This is a genomic window from Nonomuraea sp. NPDC050680, assembly GCF_040654555.1.
In the GTDB taxonomy this organism is placed as follows: Bacteria; Actinomycetota; Actinomycetes; order Streptosporangiales; family Streptosporangiaceae; genus Nonomuraea.
In genome coordinates this window covers 832,578-848,419 of sequence record NZ_JBFAIF010000003.1, presented here as the reverse complement: position 1 = coordinate 848,419, position 15,842 = coordinate 832,578, and the positions used below count along the sequence as shown (strand labels likewise).

The 15,842-nt window shown below is 71.3% G+C and carries 15 protein-coding genes; 11 read left to right on the top strand and 4 right to left on the bottom strand.

Going from position 1 to position 15,842, the window contains the following annotated elements; translation table 11 throughout:
• The first annotated feature begins 32 nt into the window (after positions 1–32).
• From AB0H88_RS15085 to AB0H88_RS15065, 5 genes are read left to right on the top strand one after another with little or no spacing between them, the layout of a single operon-like run.
• The gene (locus AB0H88_RS15085) at positions 33–1,184 is read left to right on the top strand and encodes an ABC transporter substrate-binding protein (RefSeq protein ID WP_357644540.1); all 1,152 of its coding nucleotides are present in this window, start codon (positions 33–35) and stop codon (positions 1,182–1,184) included.
• On the top strand, positions 1,181–1,999 hold the full coding sequence (locus AB0H88_RS15080) for an ABC transporter permease (RefSeq protein ID WP_357644538.1): 819 nt from the start codon (positions 1,181–1,183) through the stop codon (positions 1,997–1,999). Before AB0H88_RS15085 ends, AB0H88_RS15080 begins: the two co-directional genes overlap by 4 nt.
• Positions 1,987–2,838 (top strand): ABC transporter permease subunit, encoded by an 852-nt coding sequence (locus AB0H88_RS15075; RefSeq protein ID WP_357644535.1) that lies wholly within the window; start codon positions 1,987–1,989, stop codon positions 2,836–2,838. Before AB0H88_RS15080 ends, AB0H88_RS15075 begins: the two co-directional genes overlap by 13 nt.
• Positions 2,835–3,911: an ABC transporter ATP-binding protein gene (locus AB0H88_RS15070; RefSeq protein ID WP_357644533.1), complete on the top strand. Its 1,077-nt coding sequence runs from the start codon at positions 2,835–2,837 to the stop codon at positions 3,909–3,911. The genes AB0H88_RS15075 and AB0H88_RS15070 overlap by 4 nt, the downstream gene beginning before the upstream one ends.
• A complete protein-coding gene (locus AB0H88_RS15065) occupies positions 3,901–4,578 on the top strand; it encodes an HAD family phosphatase (RefSeq protein WP_357644531.1) in 678 nt (225 codons plus the stop codon). Before AB0H88_RS15070 ends, AB0H88_RS15065 begins: the two co-directional genes overlap by 11 nt.
• Before the next feature lie 41 nt (positions 4,579–4,619).
• Here AB0H88_RS15065 and AB0H88_RS15060 read toward each other — a convergent pair whose 3' ends face one another.
• A complete protein-coding gene (locus tag AB0H88_RS15060) occupies positions 4,620–4,766 on the bottom strand; it encodes a hypothetical protein (protein WP_357644530.1) in 147 nt (48 codons plus the stop codon).
• Between the two features lie 109 nt (positions 4,767–4,875).
• On the opposite strand from AB0H88_RS15060, the gene AB0H88_RS15055 reads away from it, so the two are divergent.
• The 5 genes from AB0H88_RS15055 to AB0H88_RS15035 all read left to right on the top strand — a co-directional run bounded on the left by AB0H88_RS15055 (position 4,876) and on the right by AB0H88_RS15035 (position 10,496).
• Entirely contained in the window at positions 4,876–6,594 is a 1,719-nt protein-coding gene (locus AB0H88_RS15055) for a serine/threonine-protein kinase (RefSeq protein WP_357644528.1), read from the top strand.
• A 6-nt stretch (positions 6,595–6,600) separates the two neighbouring features.
• The gene (locus AB0H88_RS15050) at positions 6,601–7,455 is read left to right on the top strand and encodes a virginiamycin B lyase (protein ID WP_357644526.1); all 855 of its coding nucleotides are present in this window, start codon (positions 6,601–6,603) and stop codon (positions 7,453–7,455) included.
• Positions 7,456–7,507: 52 nt separating this feature from the next.
• Positions 7,508–8,455 carry a quinone oxidoreductase gene (locus AB0H88_RS15045; protein ID WP_357644524.1) on the top strand — a complete coding sequence of 316 codons (948 nt, stop codon included), beginning with the start codon at positions 7,508–7,510 and terminating at the stop codon, positions 8,453–8,455.
• 189 nt (positions 8,456–8,644) lie between these two features.
• Complete coding sequence (locus tag AB0H88_RS15040) at positions 8,645–9,457, top strand: patatin-like phospholipase family protein (protein ID WP_357644522.1); 813 nt, start codon at positions 8,645–8,647, stop codon at positions 9,455–9,457.
• A gap of 28 nt (positions 9,458–9,485) precedes the next feature.
• Positions 9,486–10,496 (top strand): 1-acyl-sn-glycerol-3-phosphate acyltransferase, encoded by a 1,011-nt coding sequence (locus AB0H88_RS15035; protein ID WP_357644520.1) that lies wholly within the window; start codon positions 9,486–9,488, stop codon positions 10,494–10,496.
• Here AB0H88_RS15035 and AB0H88_RS15030 read toward each other — a convergent pair.
• Both AB0H88_RS15030 and AB0H88_RS15025 read right to left on the bottom strand, forming a co-directional pair.
• A complete protein-coding gene (locus tag AB0H88_RS15030) occupies positions 10,483–11,967 on the bottom strand; it encodes a cobyric acid synthase (RefSeq protein WP_357644787.1) in 1,485 nt (494 codons plus the stop codon). The genes AB0H88_RS15035 and AB0H88_RS15030 overlap by 14 nt on opposite strands.
• A 36-nt stretch (positions 11,968–12,003) precedes the next feature.
• Positions 12,004–13,239: a GAF domain-containing SpoIIE family protein phosphatase gene (locus AB0H88_RS15025; RefSeq protein ID WP_357644518.1), complete on the bottom strand. Its 1,236-nt coding sequence runs from the start codon at positions 13,237–13,239 to the stop codon at positions 12,004–12,006.
• Between the two features lie 113 nt (positions 13,240–13,352).
• Here AB0H88_RS15025 and AB0H88_RS15020 point away from each other — a divergent pair, with 113 nt between their 5' ends.
• The gene (locus tag AB0H88_RS15020) at positions 13,353–15,521 is read left to right on the top strand and encodes a helicase-associated domain-containing protein (RefSeq protein ID WP_357644516.1); all 2,169 of its coding nucleotides are present in this window, start codon (positions 13,353–13,355) and stop codon (positions 15,519–15,521) included.
• Positions 15,522–15,581: 60 nt separating this feature from the next.
• On the opposite strand, the gene AB0H88_RS15015 is transcribed toward AB0H88_RS15020, so the two are convergent.
• Positions 15,582–15,839 (bottom strand): antitoxin, encoded by a 258-nt coding sequence (locus AB0H88_RS15015; protein ID WP_357644514.1) that lies wholly within the window; start codon positions 15,837–15,839, stop codon positions 15,582–15,584.
• Positions 15,840–15,842: the final 3 nt, after the last annotated feature.

Sequence of the window (15,842 nt, the reverse complement as noted above, 5' to 3'; positions counted from 1 at the left end):
TTTCCACACCCCCCCCGGAGAGTGGAGCCAACGTGTTCACACCTCGTACCCGTGCGGCAGGCGTCATCGCAGCCCTTACCGTAGCCACGGCGGCGTGCGGCGCCGCCCCTGGCACACAGGAGACCAAGGCGTCAGAGGGCGGGGTGAACGCGAAGACCGCCACCTCCGCCGCAGATTTCGGCGGCCTGGACAAACTCGTCGAGGCGGCGAAGAAGGAGGGCAACCTCCACGTCATCGCGCTGCCGCCCGACTGGGCCAATTACGGCGAGATCATCAAGGGGTTCACCGCCAAGTACGGGATCAAGATCGAGAGCGAGGACCCCGACGCGGCCAGCGCCGACGAGATCACCGCGGTGAAGACCCGCAAGGGCCAGGACCGCGCGCCCGACGTGCTCGACCTCGGCCAGTCGTTCGCGATCAGCGGCGCCAAGGAGGGCCTGTTCGCGCCCTACAAGGTGCAGGCGTTCGACAAGATCCCCGAGGGACAGAAGGAGCCGACCGGGCTCTGGACCAACGACTACGGCGGCTACGTGTCGATCGGCTGCGACGCCAAGAAGATCAGTGCCTGCCCGACGAGCTTCGCCGACCTGCTCAAGCCCGAGTACAAGGGCAAGGTCGCGATGAACGGCAACCCGACCAAGTCCGGCTCGGCCTTCGCCGGCGTCTACGCGGCGTCGATCGCCAACGGCGGCTCGTTCGACGACATCCAGCCGGGCCTGGAGTTCTTCAAGAAGCTTAAGGCGGCCGGCAACTACAACCCGGTCGAGACCACCCCGGCGACGATCGAGAAGGGCGAGACCCAGATCAGCATCGACTGGGACTACAACAACGCCGCCTACGCCCCCGAGATGTCCGCCAAGGGCCTCGACTGGAAGGTGAACGTCCCCTCGGACGGCAAGTACTTCCAGATGTACGCCCAGGCCGTCAACAAGGACGCGCCCCACCCGGCCGCCGCCCGCCTCTGGCAGGAGTACCTCTACAGCGCCGAGGGCCAGAACCTCTACCTCAAGGGCTTCGCCAGGCCGGTGCTCCTGCCGTCCATGACCACCGACGGCTCGGTCGACAAGGCCGCCGCCGACGCGCTGCCCAAGGTCGAGGGCACGCCCACGTTCCCCACTCCCGAGCAGGTGGACGCGGCCAAGGCCAAACTGGCGAGCGGCTGGGACGCCGCTGTCTCGGGATGACCCGCGCCAAGGGGTGGCTCGGCGCGCTGCCCCTGCTGGTCTTCTTCGCGCTGGTCTTCGGCATCCCCGCCATCGCGCTGGTGGCGGGGGCGTTCACCGCGAACGGCGAGCCGAGCCTGGCGAACGTCGGCCAGAGCCTCCAGGGCGGCTACCTGACCGCGATGGCCGGCAGTGTCCAGCTCTCGGCCGTGGTGGCGCTGGCCGGGGCCGTGCTCGGCACGTTCCTCGCCCAGGCCGTGGTGACCTCCCGGTTCGCCCTGCTGCGCGAGGCGGTGCTGACGGCCTCCGGCGTGCTGGCCAACTTCGGCGGCGTGCCGCTGGCCTTCTTCTGGATCGCCACGCTCGGCAACTCCGGCGTGATCAGCGGGCTGCTCGGGCTGCCGTCCGGCGCGCTGTACACCTTCTGGGGGCTGGTGATCGTCTACCTGTACTTCGCGATCCCGCTGATGGTGCTGGTCATGGCCCCCGCGCTGGACGGGCTGCGGCCGCAGTGGCGGGAGGCGGCGGCCAACAACGGCGCGACGGCCTGGCAGTTCTGGCGCTTCGTCGGGCTGCCGGTGCTCACGCCGGCCATGCTCGGCGGGGTGGTGCTGCTGTTCGGCAGCGCGTTCGCGGCCTTCGCGACGGCCAACGCCATGGTCGGGACCGTGGTGCCCCTGGTGACCCTGAAGATCGCCAGCGCGCTCACGGGTGACGTGCTGGTCGGCTACGAGAACATCGCGCTCGCGCTCAGCCTCGACATGATCGTGGTGGCCGGACTGGTCATGGCGATCTACCTGCCGCTGCAGAAGAGGAGCACCCGATGGCTGCGCTGACCGGGCTGGAGCCGGTGACCGCTCCCCCGCGCGCGCCGTCCCGGCGGCGGATGTGGCGCGGCGCGGTGTTCCTGCTGGCCGCCGCGTACTTCCTGATCCCCCTCGGGGCCTCGCTCTGGTACACGATCTACACGCCCACGGCCGGGGTGTCGTTCGCGGCCTACGGGGAGCTGCTGACGGCCGAGGGCTTCGGGTCGTCGCTGCTGCTGTCCATGTCGCTGGGCGTCGCGACGATCGTGCTGGCCCTGCTGCTCACTCTGCCGGCGATGCTGGCCGTACGGCTCAGCGCGCCGCGGCTGCGCCCCGTGATGGAGGTGCTCTGCACGCTGCCGCTGGTGGTGCCGCCGATCACGTTCGTGGCCGGGCTCACCACGTCGCTGCGCACCGGCACGGACGTGCTCGCTCCGACGCCGTTCTGGGCCACGCTGATCGCGGTGCAGAACCCGGCGTTCCCCATCGTGCTCGTGCTCGCGTACGTGGTGCTGGTGCTGCCGTTCGTCTACCGCTCGCTCGACGCCGGGCTGCGCACCATGGACGTGCGCACGCTCGTCGAGGCGGCCCGCAATCTGGGCGCGTCGTGGCCGCACGTACTGCTCCGGGTGATCATCCCGAACCTGCGCTCGGCCCTGGCCAGCGCGTCGTTCCTGACGCTCGCCCTGGTGCTGGGCGAGTTCACCGTCGCCAGGCTGCTGGGTTACCAGCCGTTCGCGGTGTGGATCGTGACGATCTCCGGGTCCAAGGGCCAGCTGTCGGTCGCGGTGTCCATCCTCAGCCTGCTGCTCATCTGGCTGCTACTGCTCGCGGTGTCCACCGCGTTCTCCGGAAAGGAGCGGAAATGACGGCTCAGGTGGAGTTCCGGGGGCTGCGGCGGGTGTTCGGCAGAACGGTGGCGCTGGACGGCTTCGACCTGACGATCGCGCCGGGCGAGTTCGTCGCGCTGCTGGGGCCCTCCGGCTGCGGCAAGACGACGGCGCTGCGGTGCGTGGCCGGGTTCGAACGGCCCGACTCCGGCGCCGTGCTCGTCGACGGCGAGGACATCACCGACGTGCCCGCCAACAAGCGCGACGCGGGCATGGTCTTCCAGTCCTACTCCCTCTTCCCCAACCTCAACGCCCGCGACAACGTCGCCTTCGGCCTGCGCGTACGCAAGGTGCCCGTGGCCACCAGACGCGCCAAGGCGGACGAACTCCTCGAACTCGTCGGCCTCCCCGCCCACGCCGACCGCTTCCCGCACCAGCTCTCCGGCGGCCAGCAGCAGCGCGTCGCCCTGGCCCGCGCGCTGGCACTGGAGCCGCGGGTGCTGCTGCTCGACGAGCCGCTGTCGGCACTGGATGCCAAGGTACGGGTCTCGCTGCGTGAGGAGATCCGCCGCCTCCAGCTCGACCTCGGCATCACCACCATCTTCGTCACCCACGACCAGGAGGAGGCGCTGTCGATCGCCGACCGGGTCGCGGTCCTGCGCGAGGGCCGCCTGGAACAGTGCGGGCCGCCCGCCGAGGTCTACGACCGCCCGGCCACCCCGTTCGTGGCCGAGTTCGTCGGCACCATGAACCACCTGGCCGGACACGTCTCGGGCGACCAGGTGACGGTGCTGGGCCAGCTGCTGCCCGTGGACGGCGAGCCCGCCGGCACCCGGGAGGTGGACGTGCTGATCCGCCCCGAGGCCGTACGGGTGACCCCGGCTCCGGAGGGCAAGGCGGAGATCCTGGCCGCCTCCTTCCGCGGCGCCTCGGTCCGGCTCCGGGTGGCGCTGTCGGGGGGCGAGGTGCTGGCCGACGTACCGGGCCACGAGGCGGTGAGCCTGGCACCCGGCACCCGGGTGACGGTCCACCTGGTGGAGCGGCCCGTACTGGTGGCCGAGAGAACGGTCACGGTCCCCTCTCCCGCCTCGGAACCGGCCGATGCCGTCTGAGTCGCCGTCACCGGGAATGGCGTCGTCGGGGGCGCTGGAGGCCGTCCTGTTCGACATGGACGGCACACTGGTGGACACCGAGGGACTCTGGTGGCAGGCCACGACCGCGGTGGCCCGGACCCTCGGCGTCGCACTCGGCCCCGCCGACACTCCCCAAGTCCTAGGGCGCACCGCCGAGGACGTGGCGGCCCACCTGCTCACGGCCGCCACCTCGCGTCCCGGCCCGCCGGAGCTCACCGCCACCACCCCACCTCCCGGCGCGCCGGAGATCGCCCGGCGCCTCACCGACGCCTTCGCCACGCGCGTCGGCGGCGGCGTGACGGTGATCCCCGGCGCCTTGGCCCTACTCGCCGAACTTCACGCGGAGGCCATCCCCACCGCCCTGGTCAGCGCCTCTCCCCGAAGCATCGTCGACCTCGTGCTCCCCCGTCTCGACCACCCTTTCGACCTGGTGATGGCCGTCGAGGACACGCCACGCGGCAAACCCCATCCGGACCCGTACCTGGAGGCGACCAGGCGGCTCGGCGTGGAGCCTCGGCGCTGCGTCGCGATCGAGGACAGCCCGCCCGGCATCGCCGCCGCCACGGCCGCCGGGTGCCGCGTCATAACGGTCGACTCTCGACGCGGCCTTCCCGATCTGCACGCACTGTGCGATTTCCAGCTTTGATCCCGTTCGAGGCAACGACCCTCCGAACACCGCTGCGACCTCTATCTCTGCGCCTTGCGGCGCTCGGCCAACCGGTAGCCGTCGATGCAGGCCTGATTGTGGTGTCGTGCTTCAGTCACGGCTTCCTCGCCGCCGGAGTCGGCGACGATGTCGGCGCGGATGTCGTTCCACTTGGGAAAATTCGTCATCGGTTCTTCTCCTCCGACTCGTTCTGCCAGATACTCCGCGTACCACCGATCAGCAGGATGGCCGAGCGCCACGGCCCCGCGCAGGCAGAAGTCGGTAAGCTTGCCCGCCGTGAGTGGTGAATCCCCCCAGATCGGGCGCTACAGGTTGCTGAGTGTCCTGGGCCGAGGCGGGATGGGTACTGTCCACCTTGCCGAGGATCCCGCTGGGCAGCGGGTCGCCATCAAGGTGATCAATCCGGAGCTCAGCCAGCACGAGCAGTTCCGGATGCGGTTCCGGCGGGAGGCCGACGCCGCCCAGCGGGTGCGCAGGTTCTGTACGGCCGCGGTGCTCGAGGCGGCGCTCGACGGTGATCAGCTCTACGTCGTCACCGAGTACGTGCCGGGGCCCAATCTGGAGGAGGCCGTCCAGCAGTCGGGGCCGCTCAGGGGGTCCAGTCTCGACGCGCTGGCGGTCAGCGTGGCCACCGCGCTCACCGCGATCCACGGGGCGGGGGTCGTGCACCGCGATCTCAAGCCGTCGAACGTGCTGCTGTCCCCCGTCGGGCCGCGGGTGATCGACTTCGGGATCGCGCGGGCGCTCGACACGCTGGGCGGGGTCACCGGGACCGGCGAGCTCATCGGCACGCCCCGGTACATGGCGCCCGAGGTGCTGCGCGGTGAGCCGGTCTCGCCCGCGTGTGACGTGTTCTCGTGGGGCTCGCTGATCGTGTACGCGGCGAGCGGGAAGGCGGCGTTCGGCGGCGACACGCTGCCCGCGACCGTCTACCAGGTGCTCAACACCGAGCCGGCGCTCGACACGGTCGAGCCGGGGCTGCGAGAGCTGGTCAGGGCGGCGCTGCGTAAGGATCCGGCCGCGCGGCCGACCGCGCAGCAGTTGCTCGACCATCTCGTGGGGCGTTCGGTCGCGCCAGGGCAAGCCGGCGTCCAGACCGTCCAGACCGTCCAGGCCGCCCAGGCGGGACATTCTGAGCAGGCCGTCCAGGGGGTACGGCCTGAGCAGGCCGCTCAGACCGCTCAGGTGGCCTGGCAGCACGGGACCGCGGCGTTCACCGCGGAGCAGGAGCAGCCGGTCAGAAAGCGCCGGGGCAGCCGGGTCGTGGTCGGGGGGATCGCCGCGGCCGTGGCGGTGCTGGTCGCCGGGGGTGTCACCGCCTGGGCGACGCTCCGGGACAGTGGGCCGCCCCAGCTCGCCGTCCTGTACCGGGAGGACTTCACGCAGACCGGTGGCGGCTGGGACGGCACCTACGATCCGACCGACGAGTACAGCTACGGCTATCGCACCGACGGCATGTACGGGCTCGACGTGACGGACGACGACGAAGAGCACCTGGTGAAGGCCCCGGCGCCCTTCCTGATCGCCACGCCCACATCGGCACCGAGCCCGTCGGCCACGCCCACGCCGATGCTGCCCCACACGGTGGTGGTCGGCGTGACGGCCCAGGTGAAGCGGTCCGTGGGCACCGGCGAGTACGGCGTCTTCTGCCACAACAGCGCCGACGGCACGTACTACGAGTTCGCCCTGAACACCTCCGGCATGGCCCGCATCCGGCGCATCTCCGACGGCTCGGGCGGCACGCTGGCCCAGCCGGTCCAGGTGGACGGGCTGCAGAAGGACAGAAAGGCCAGGATCGAGGCCTCCTGTGAGCAGGACGGCGGCGCCGTGCGTTTGACCATGTGGGTGAACGGCGAGAAGGTCCTGCAGGTCGACGACTCCAACGGCATCGGCAACGGCTATGTGGGCCTGTTCGCGCGCACGTCCAAGGACGCGACGTCGATGCTCAAGACCACCTTCGACGACTTCGAGCTACGTGGGAGAAAGGAACCCTGACCACACATGCTGATCGAGATCTCTGACGGCGCTCCGTACGGCATCGCCACCGGCCCTGACGGCGCGCTCTGGTTCACGCTCGTGCACCAGGGCCGGGTCGGCAGGCTGGTGCCGGGCGCGGAACCCGTGATCCACCAGCTCGACCCGGCGGACGGCGCGCCGACGGTCATCGTGCCGGGAGCCGACGGGGCCATGTGGTTCACCGAGTTCCAGGGCGGCCGGGTGGGGCGGATCACCGGGTCGGGTCAGGTGACGTCGTTCGAGGCGGAGGGTGCCTACGGGATCACCGCCGGGCCGGACGGGGCCATGTGGTTCACGCGGATGACAGCCGACAAGATCGGGCGGATCGGGGCGGACGGGGCGCGGACCGAGTTCGAGATCCCGGTGATGGGCGGCATGCCCGCGGCCATCACCGCCGGACCGGACGACGCCCTCTGGTTCGCCCTCAATCAGGGCAACGCCATCGGCCGCATCGCGCTGTCGGGCGCGGTGACGATCCACCAACTGCCGACCGAGGGGGCCGCGCCGGTGGGCATCACCGCGGGTCCCGATGGGGCGCTGTGGTTCGTGGAGATCGGCGCGGGCCAGATCGGCCGTGTCGACCTTTCCGGAAAAATTACTGAATATCCATTGCCGGATCGGGCCTGCCGGCCGCACGCCATCGTCGCCGGGGCGGACGGCGCCCTCTGGTTCACCGAGTGGGCCGCCGACCGCGTGGGCCGCATCACGGCTGAGGGCGACCTCAAGGAGTACGAACTGCCCTCGCGCGGCGTCCAGGCCGAGCCGCACGGGCTCACGGTGGGCCCCGACGGCGCGATCTGGGTCGCGCTGGAGGCGGGCGCGCTCGTCAGGATCGACTGAGGATTGGCAGAAGGTGGAATCGGGGAGCCGCGAAGGGGAGTTGACTAGGGGTATGCGTGCCATAGTCATCGCCGCCCAGGGCGGCCCAGAGGTCCTCGAGTACGTAGAGCGTCCCGACCCGGAGCCAGGTGACGGCGAAGTCGTGGTCGACGTCGCGGCCAGCGGCGTCAATTTCATCGACATCTACCACCGCTCCGGGGCGTATCCGCTCAATCTGCCCAGCCCGATCGGGTCGGAGGGGGCGGGTGTCGTCTCCGCCGTAGGCCCCAATGTGTCGGACGTGTCCGTCGGCGACACCGTGGCCTGGGCCAGCGTGCTCGGCAGTTACACCGAGAAGGCCGTGGTCCCGGCCGACCGGGTGGTGCCCGTGCCCGCCGGCGTCCCGGCCGACGTGGCCGCCGCGACGATGCTGCAGGGCATGACGGCTCACTACCTCACGCACTCCACGTACGAGGTGAAGCCGGGCGACAGCGTCCTCGTGCACGCGGGCGCCGGCGGCATGGGCCAGCTGCTCATCCAGCTCGCCAAGCTCAGGGGCGCGACCGTGCACACCACCGTCTCCAGCGAGGAGAAGGAGAAGGTGGCCCGCGCGGCCGGGGCCGACGAGGTGCTGCGCTATGACGACTTCGCCGACATACTGCGCAACCAGGTGGACGTGGTCTACGACGGCGTCGGGGCGACCACGTTCGACGGCGGGCTGGCGGCGCTGCGTCCGCGCGGGCTCATGGCGCTGTACGGGGCGGCCAGCGGGCCCGTGCCGCCGGTCGACCCGCAGCGGCTCAACAAGGAGGGCTCGCTCTTCCTGACCAGGCCGACGCTGGTCAACTACATCGCCGAGCGGGAAGAGCTGCTGTGGCGCGCCTCCGACCTGTTCGGGTGGATCGCCGAGGGGCAGCTGAAGATCAACATCTCGCAGCGCTATCCGCTGTCGGAGGCGGGCCGCGCGCACGAGGACCTCGCCGCCCGCCGTACGACGGGCAAGCTGCTCCTGATCCCCTGATCCCTCACGAAGACGCGCCGGGAGGTGGCGCGCGCATGGCCGCCTCCCAACTGGCCTACGACGTCCCGCGCTGGGCGGGCGCCGCGTACCCGGTGTGGATGGGCATCCGCGTGCTCGTGGCCAAGGCGAGCACGCAGGAGGGCTCACCGGAGACCGGCTTCCGCACCGGGCTGCCGGTAATGTGCTGCTGTGCAGACGGCGTTCGTGCTCGGTGGTGGCGGTGTGCTCGGCGCGCACGAGGTGGGCATGCTCCAGGCGCTCGACGAGGAGGGCATCGTGCCCGACCTCGTGGTCGGCACGTCCGTCGGCGCCCTGAACGGCGTGCTGCTGGCCGCCGACCCCGGCTGCGCGGTGCAGCGGCTGTCGTCGCTGTGGCGTTCCGATGTGGTCCGTACGGCGTTCGCCGGTTCGTGGGTCACCCGGCTGTCCACCTTGGCGAAGACCGGCACCCATCTGCACACGACCGGGCCGCTTCGAGCGTTGTTGAGCGAGATGCTGCCGGTTTCGCGGATCGAGGAGCTGGCCGTGCCGTTCCAGTGCGTGGCGGCCTCGGTGGAGCGGGCCACGGCGCACTGGTTCGACCGCGGACCGGTGGTCGACGCCGTGCTGGCCTCGTGCGCGGTGCCCGGCCTGCTGCCGTTCGTGTCCATCGACGGTGAGCACTTCTTCGACGGCGGCCTGGTGCACAGCATCCCCGTCGGCCGGGCCGTGCAACTGGGGGCCAAGCGCGTCTACGTCCTGCACGTCGGGCGGATCGAGCGCCCGCTCAGCGTGCCGCGGCGGCCCTGGGAGGTGGGCATGGTGGCGTTCGAGATCGCGCGCAGGCACCGGTTCGCCGAGGAGATGGCCACGCTGCCGCCCGACGTCGAGGTGCACGTGCTGCCCGCCGGAGTGACGCGACCGCTGTCGAACCTGCGCTACCGCGACCTGTCACAGATCTCCCACTACATCGAACGCGCCTATCACGCATCTTCCCGATACCTGCGGACAGGAGGACGATGAAGACCTGACATCCTGGAGGCCGACGTTGTTGCCCCCACGCATCCTGCGGCGGCTCATCCTCGCCCCCCTGGTCATCGTGGTGACCGTGGTCGTGCTCATCACGTTGCCGGTGTGGGTCGGGGTGACGTTCGCCGCCTCACTGCGGCTCCCGCCGCCGCAGCGCCGTGGGCTGCGCTTCGTCTGGTTCGGGGTGGCCTGGCTGACGCTGGAGTCGGCGATGCTCATCGCCTGCCTCGGGCTCTGGGTGGCGGGGGCGTTCGGCCGCGACCGGGATCAGGAGCGGCACTACGCGCTGATCAAGTGGTTCCTGACCAAGGTGTACGGCGCCGCCGTACGGATCTTCCGGCTCACCGTCGACATCCACGAACCGCCGCGCACCGAAGGTGAGCAGGCCGCCCGCCTCACCCGGCCGGTGATCGTCCTGGCCCGTCACGCGGGTCCCGGTGACTCCTTCCTGCTGATCTACCATCTCCTCTCCCTGTACGGCCGGCGGCCCCGGATCGTGATGAAGGCGGCGCTGCAGTTCGACCCGTCGCTGGACGTGGTGATCAACCGGCTGCCGAACGCCTTCGTGCCCCGCCGCACCGGCGAGAGCGGCATCATCGACGAGATCAAGCGACTGTCGGCGACCATGGACGAGGACGACGCCCTGGTGATCTTCCCGGAGGGCGGCAACTTCACCCCGCGCCGCCGCCGGCTGGCGATCCGGCGGCTGGAGGAGAAGGGACTGGCCGAGGAGGCGTCGCGGGCCCGCGGCATGGACCACCTGCTGCCGCCCCGCCCCGGCGGCGCCATCGCGGCCATCGAGTCCTGCCCGGCGGCCGACGTCATCTTCGTCGCGCACACCGGCCTGGACGACCTCGTCACGATCGGCGACGTGTGGCACAAGCTGCCGGTCAGCGCGCACATCACCGCCAAGTGGTGGCGGGTGCCCGCCTCGCGGATCCCCGTGGCGCGCGAGGCGCGGATCCGCTGGCTGTACGACCAGTGGGAGCTCATCGACGAGTGGATCAGCGCCCAGCGGCTCACCCTGCGTTAGCCCCCGGCGGCAGCGGCGGGACGGCGGGCGGGCCGTGCTCGATGAGGTCGAGCAGGGCGTCCGTGTCGAGGTGCTGCTCGATCAGGTCCCCGAGCGCGTCCAGGCGGCTCTCGCGCAGCAGGGCGAAGTCGGTGTCCGGCGCCGGGACGAAGGCGCGCCCGGCCCGCTCGGCCACCTCGGTGAGGAAGGCGCGGCGGAAGCCGTCGTTCTCCAGCGCGCCGTGCCAGGTGGTGCCCCACACGTCGCCCGCGCGGCAGCCGTCGAGGAACGGCTCGCCGCCTTCGACGGTGGCGACGCCGTGGTGGATCTCGTACGCGCTCACCGGATGCCCGTACGCGTGACCGGCCGGGCGGCCGAGCGTCTTGCCCGCGGCGAACCGGACCCGGACCGGAAGCAGGCCCAGGCCCTCGACCCGACCGGCGCCCGACTCGACGTCGTCGTGGATCTCGCGGGCGAGCATCTGGTAACCACCGCAGATGCCGAGAACGGGTCCGGTACGCCGCTGAACGGCGGCGGCCAGTCCCGTGTCGCGGAGCCAGACCAGATCGTCCACCGTCGCGCGCGAGCCGGGCAGGACCACCAGGTCGGCGTCGTCGAGCTCCGCCGGGTCGGTCACGAAGCGGACGAGCACCCCCGGCTCGGCGGCCAGGGCGTCGAGGTCGGTGAAGTTGGAGATCCTCGGCAGCTTGACCACCGCCACGCGGAGCGTCTGGTCACCGTGGGGCCGCTGCGGGGCGATCGAGCGGCTGCCGAGTGCCAGGGAGTCCTCGACGTCCATCCAGAGCCCGTCCAGCCAGGGCAGCACACCGTAGACGCGGCGGCCGGTGAGAGCTCTGAGCTGGTCCAGGCCGGGTTCGAGCAGCTCGGCCGCGCCTCGGAACTTGTTCACGACAAATCCGGAAATAAGGGCTTGGTCGGCGGCGTCTAACAGGCCGACCGTGCCGTAGAAGGCGGCGAAGACGCCGCCGCGGTCGATGTCGCCCACCACGATCACGGGCAGGTTCGCCGCCCTGGCCAGGCCCATGTTGGCGATGTCGCCCCGGCGCAGGTTGATCTCCGCGGGGCTGCCGGCGCCCTCGCAGATGACGACGTCGTACGAGCCGCGCAGCCGGTCGAGCGAGGCCAGCGCGCTCTCGCGGAGCAGGTCCTTGAGCCGGCCGTACTCCATCGCGTCGACGTCGGCCACCGGCTGCCCCATGAGGACCACCTGGCTGCGGCGGTCGCTGCCCGGCTTGAGCAGGATCGGGTTCATGTCGGCGACGGGTTCGAGGCCCGCGGCCCGCGCCTGCACCGCCTGGGCCCGGCCGATCTCGGCGCCGTCGGCGGTGACGTACGAGTTCAGCGACATGTTCTGGGCCTTGAACGGCGCCACGCGGACCCCCTTGCGGGCCAGCCAGCGGCAGATCCCGGCGGTGACGACGCTCTTGCCCGCGTCCGACGTGGTGCCCGCGACCAGCAGCGCTCCGCTCATCATGGCTCACATCGTAGGGCGGTGCTCTGTGCCGGCTCACATCATGAGCCGGTGTTCCTTCTCACCGCGCCACTCCACGCTCAGCACCGTGGCGTCGTCCTGAAGACGACCGTGCTGGTGCGCGAGGATCGACTGGATCAGCCGGCGCAGCGTCTCCGGCGCCGACATCCCGTCGGCCTCGCGGCGCACGACGAAGTCGGTGAACCGCTCAAGCCCGAACATCTCCCCTTCCGGGCTCTGCGCCTCGACGATGCCGTCGGTGTAGAAGAGCAGGCGATCGCCGGGTTCGAGCTGGTAATGCTCCAGACCGGCGGACAGCCCCAGCCGAAAGCCCATCGGCGGCGACGGCACCGTCTCCAGGATGGCGACCCGGCGGCCCCGCCGGATCACCAGCGGCGGGTAGTGCCCGCGGTTGACCCAGGTCAGCTCACCGGTCTTGAGGTTCAGGTCGGCGAGGATGCCCGTGGCGAAGCGGACCATGTCGAACTGGTCGGCGATCGCCTCGTCGATGGCCTCGCTCGCCGCCAGCAGGCCGGTCCCCCGTCGCCGGTTGTTGCGGCAGGCGCCGACGGCGATCGTCGCGGTCAGCCCCGCGGAGATGTCGTGCCCCATGGCGTCGAACATCGACAGGTGCAGCGTGTCTCCGGCGATGGCGAAGTCGAACGCGTCGCCGCCCACGTTGTAGGCGGGCTCCAGGGCGGCGCTGACCACGACCTTGTCGTTGGCGAAGCTGCTGTTGGGCATCAGGTTCCACAGCACCTCGGCCGACAGGGTCATCGACTCCGCGCGCACCAGCGAGGCGTAGGTGTCGCTGATGGAGCGCTTGCTGATCACCATCAGGGAGACCAGGCCGGCCAGCTGCTTCACCAGCAGGTCGGCGGCCTCATCCGCGCCGGGAACGGTCACCCCCAGCATGCCGATCCGTTCGGTGCCATCGAGCAGCGGCACCCACAGCCTCCGCCGGTCCGCGTCGTCCGGCGGCTCCGGCTCCCCTTCGACGGCATGCTTGGCCTGCACGATCTCCACATTGCGATAGGCCCGCCCGGCGAGTGTGGAGTCGATGCGGATCGCCTGCAGCGACTCCCCCGCCGCGTCGTGCTGGCCCGGTAGCGGGATGAGATACTGCTGCTGCAGGTCGACCACGTAGATCGTGGCGTGGGAGAACCCGGCCGGTTCGGCATGCAGGGCGACCAGGGCCGGCAGGTCCTCGATCGTGGCCAGGTGGCTCGCGTCCACCAGGCGGCCCAGCATGGCCTCTCCCTCACCTCGCATGGGCGCGCCTCCTACGTCTCCCTGAGGCTTCATACCCCGATGGGAGCCCCTAGACCTGCTGGTTCGCCGTGACGGGGAAGAGATGGCGGCCGCCGCGTACTACGCTGCCAGGCATGCCCCGCGACGCCCTCATGGACTGGCTCACCACGCGCGCTCCCGAGCAGTTGGCGCTCGTGGCCGATCGCGGCGCGCTGCGCACCCGCGGTCGTGAGCCGTCGCTGGAGGACTACGCCCACCTGCTCAGGCAGGATCACGTGGTCGCCCGGCTGGCGGGCTTCTGCACGCTCCCGGAGCTCCAGGTCCTGCGCGCGATCGCCTGGCTGGCCGCCCAGCGCTACGGCCCCTTCCCCGACGACTATTGGCGCACCCCCGACCCACGCCCGGTTCCCCGAGCCGAGGTGCTGACCCTCCTGGCGGGACAGGACGAGGACCTGCGGGCAGAGGCGGACGCCGTTCTGGAACGCCTGGCTGACCAGGCCCTCCTCACGCCGCCCCACGGCGAGCAGTGCACGGTGGCGCCCTACGTCCACCGGAACCTGACGGACGGCATGGGGCTGGGCCGCTCCGTCGGCCACCTCATCGCCCGCCATTTCAACGCGCCCGAGGTCCATCGGCTGGCCACCGCGCTGGGGCTGGACAAGGCACCGAGCCGGGAGGCCGCCGAACGCGACGTCGTGGCGTACCTGACGGATCCGGTACGCCTGCGCGCCCGGCTGGACAAGGCGCCCGCCTCGGCCACGGAGCTGCTGGATCGGCTCACGTACGAGGGGCCCATGGTCGAGGTCCGCTGTTTCCACCCGGCGGGGTCGTACGGCAGCAACAAGTACGTCTTCGCCGGGGGGTCGGGACACATCGGCGCGGACTGGCTGGCGGCGCGCGGGCTGCTGCTCCCGGCGGGCGTGCCCCACATAGCCGAGCTGCCCGCCGAGGTCGCGATGACGGTCCGCGGCGAGCTGCGGGCGACGTTCACCCCGTACCCTCCCGAACCCCACGGCCTGGAACGGGCCGAAGGCGTCGAGCCCACGGCCGCGGCGGCGGCGGGCACGCTCGCCTGGCAACTCGAACGGCTGCTCGCCGGTTGCGCCGAACAGCCGCTCACCGTCCGCAAATCCGGCGGGGTCGCGGTGCGCGACACCAAACGGCTGGCCAAGGAGATCGCCGAGCCGGAAACCGTCCGCTTCCTGCTGGAGCTCTGCTTCCACGCCGGCCTGCTGGGCCTGGTGGCCGAGCCCACCGAGCCGCCCGCGAACCGCCGCGCCAAGGTGCCCGCCCCCGCCCAGATCGTTCTGCCCACCACGGCCTATGACCGCTGGCTGTCACGCACTCCCGCTCAGCGGCTGGTGCCGATCCTCGCCGCCTGGGCCGTGTGCCGCGACATCCCGCTCTGGTGGCCCGACTCCGACCAGACACCCGTCGCTCTTGCCGGTCTGGACGACCCGGACGCCGTCAGCCTGCGTTACGCGCTGCTGGAGGCGCTGGGCGCCGCCCCCTCGCTACGCGCGGCCGACGCACCGCCGTACCTGGTGCCCGCCACGACCTGGCACCGCCCCGCACGGATACCGCAGGGGGCGGCCGGTGCCCAGCGCATCGAGGCCACTCTCCGCGAGGCCGCGCTCCTCGGCGTCATCGGCCAGAGCGCCTTGACCCGGCTCGGCCGCACCGTGCTCGACCTGCTCCGTACCGGCGAGGCATGGAAGAGCGCGGACGCCGCGCTCGCCCCGGTCCTGACCGGAATGCTGCCCGCGCCCCGGACCACGGCCCGTTTCCAGACCGACCTGACCGCCGTGGTGAGCGGCGCCCCTGAGGCGAAACTGGCCGCCCTGCTGAACACGGTCGGCGTCCGCGAATCGGAAGGCCACGCGGTGGTGTGGCGCATCAGCCACGCCTCCGTACGGCACGCCCTCGACTCCGGCCACCAACCCGACACCCTGCTCGACCAGCTCCGAGCCGTGGCGGAGGGCGAGCTGCCGCAGCCGCTGGAGTACCTGATCAAGGACGTGGGACGGACGCATGGGCGGATGCGGGTGGTGAGATCCGGCTGCTGCATCCGCTCCGACGACGAGGCGCTGCTGGCCGAACTCGTGCACGCCAAGCCGCTGCGCGCGCTCGGCCTGCGGTTGATCGCCCCGACCGTACTGATCAGCGCCAGCCCGGAGCGGGAGACGGTGACCGCCCTGCGAGCGGCGGGCTACGCCCCGGCCCTGGAAGCGGAGACGGGCGCCACGCTGGTGGAACAGCCCGCCACCCGGCGGGCCCCTGATCCGCGTGGGCGTCGCCGTTGAAGGCGCCGTAAGGAGCCCCGTGCCGGGACCGGCGCGTCGTCGGTCCGGGCGCTGACCGGGCTACTCCGGCGGCTGCTGGGGCTGACCGGGTTGCGTCGGCGGCTGCTGAGGCTGCGTCGGCGGCTGCTCGCCCTGCGGTTCGCCTCCTCCGTAACGGCGCCGGACCGTGTCCGCGCCCTTTTCGACCTGGTCGTCGTACTTGTGGCCGGTCCGCTCCTTGGCGTAGCGCTCGGCGCGATCCAGCACCTGGTCAGCCTGCTTGGAGTGCCCTCTGGCCAGGTCCTCGGCCTTCTTCAGCCATTCCCCGATACGGCTCATGGG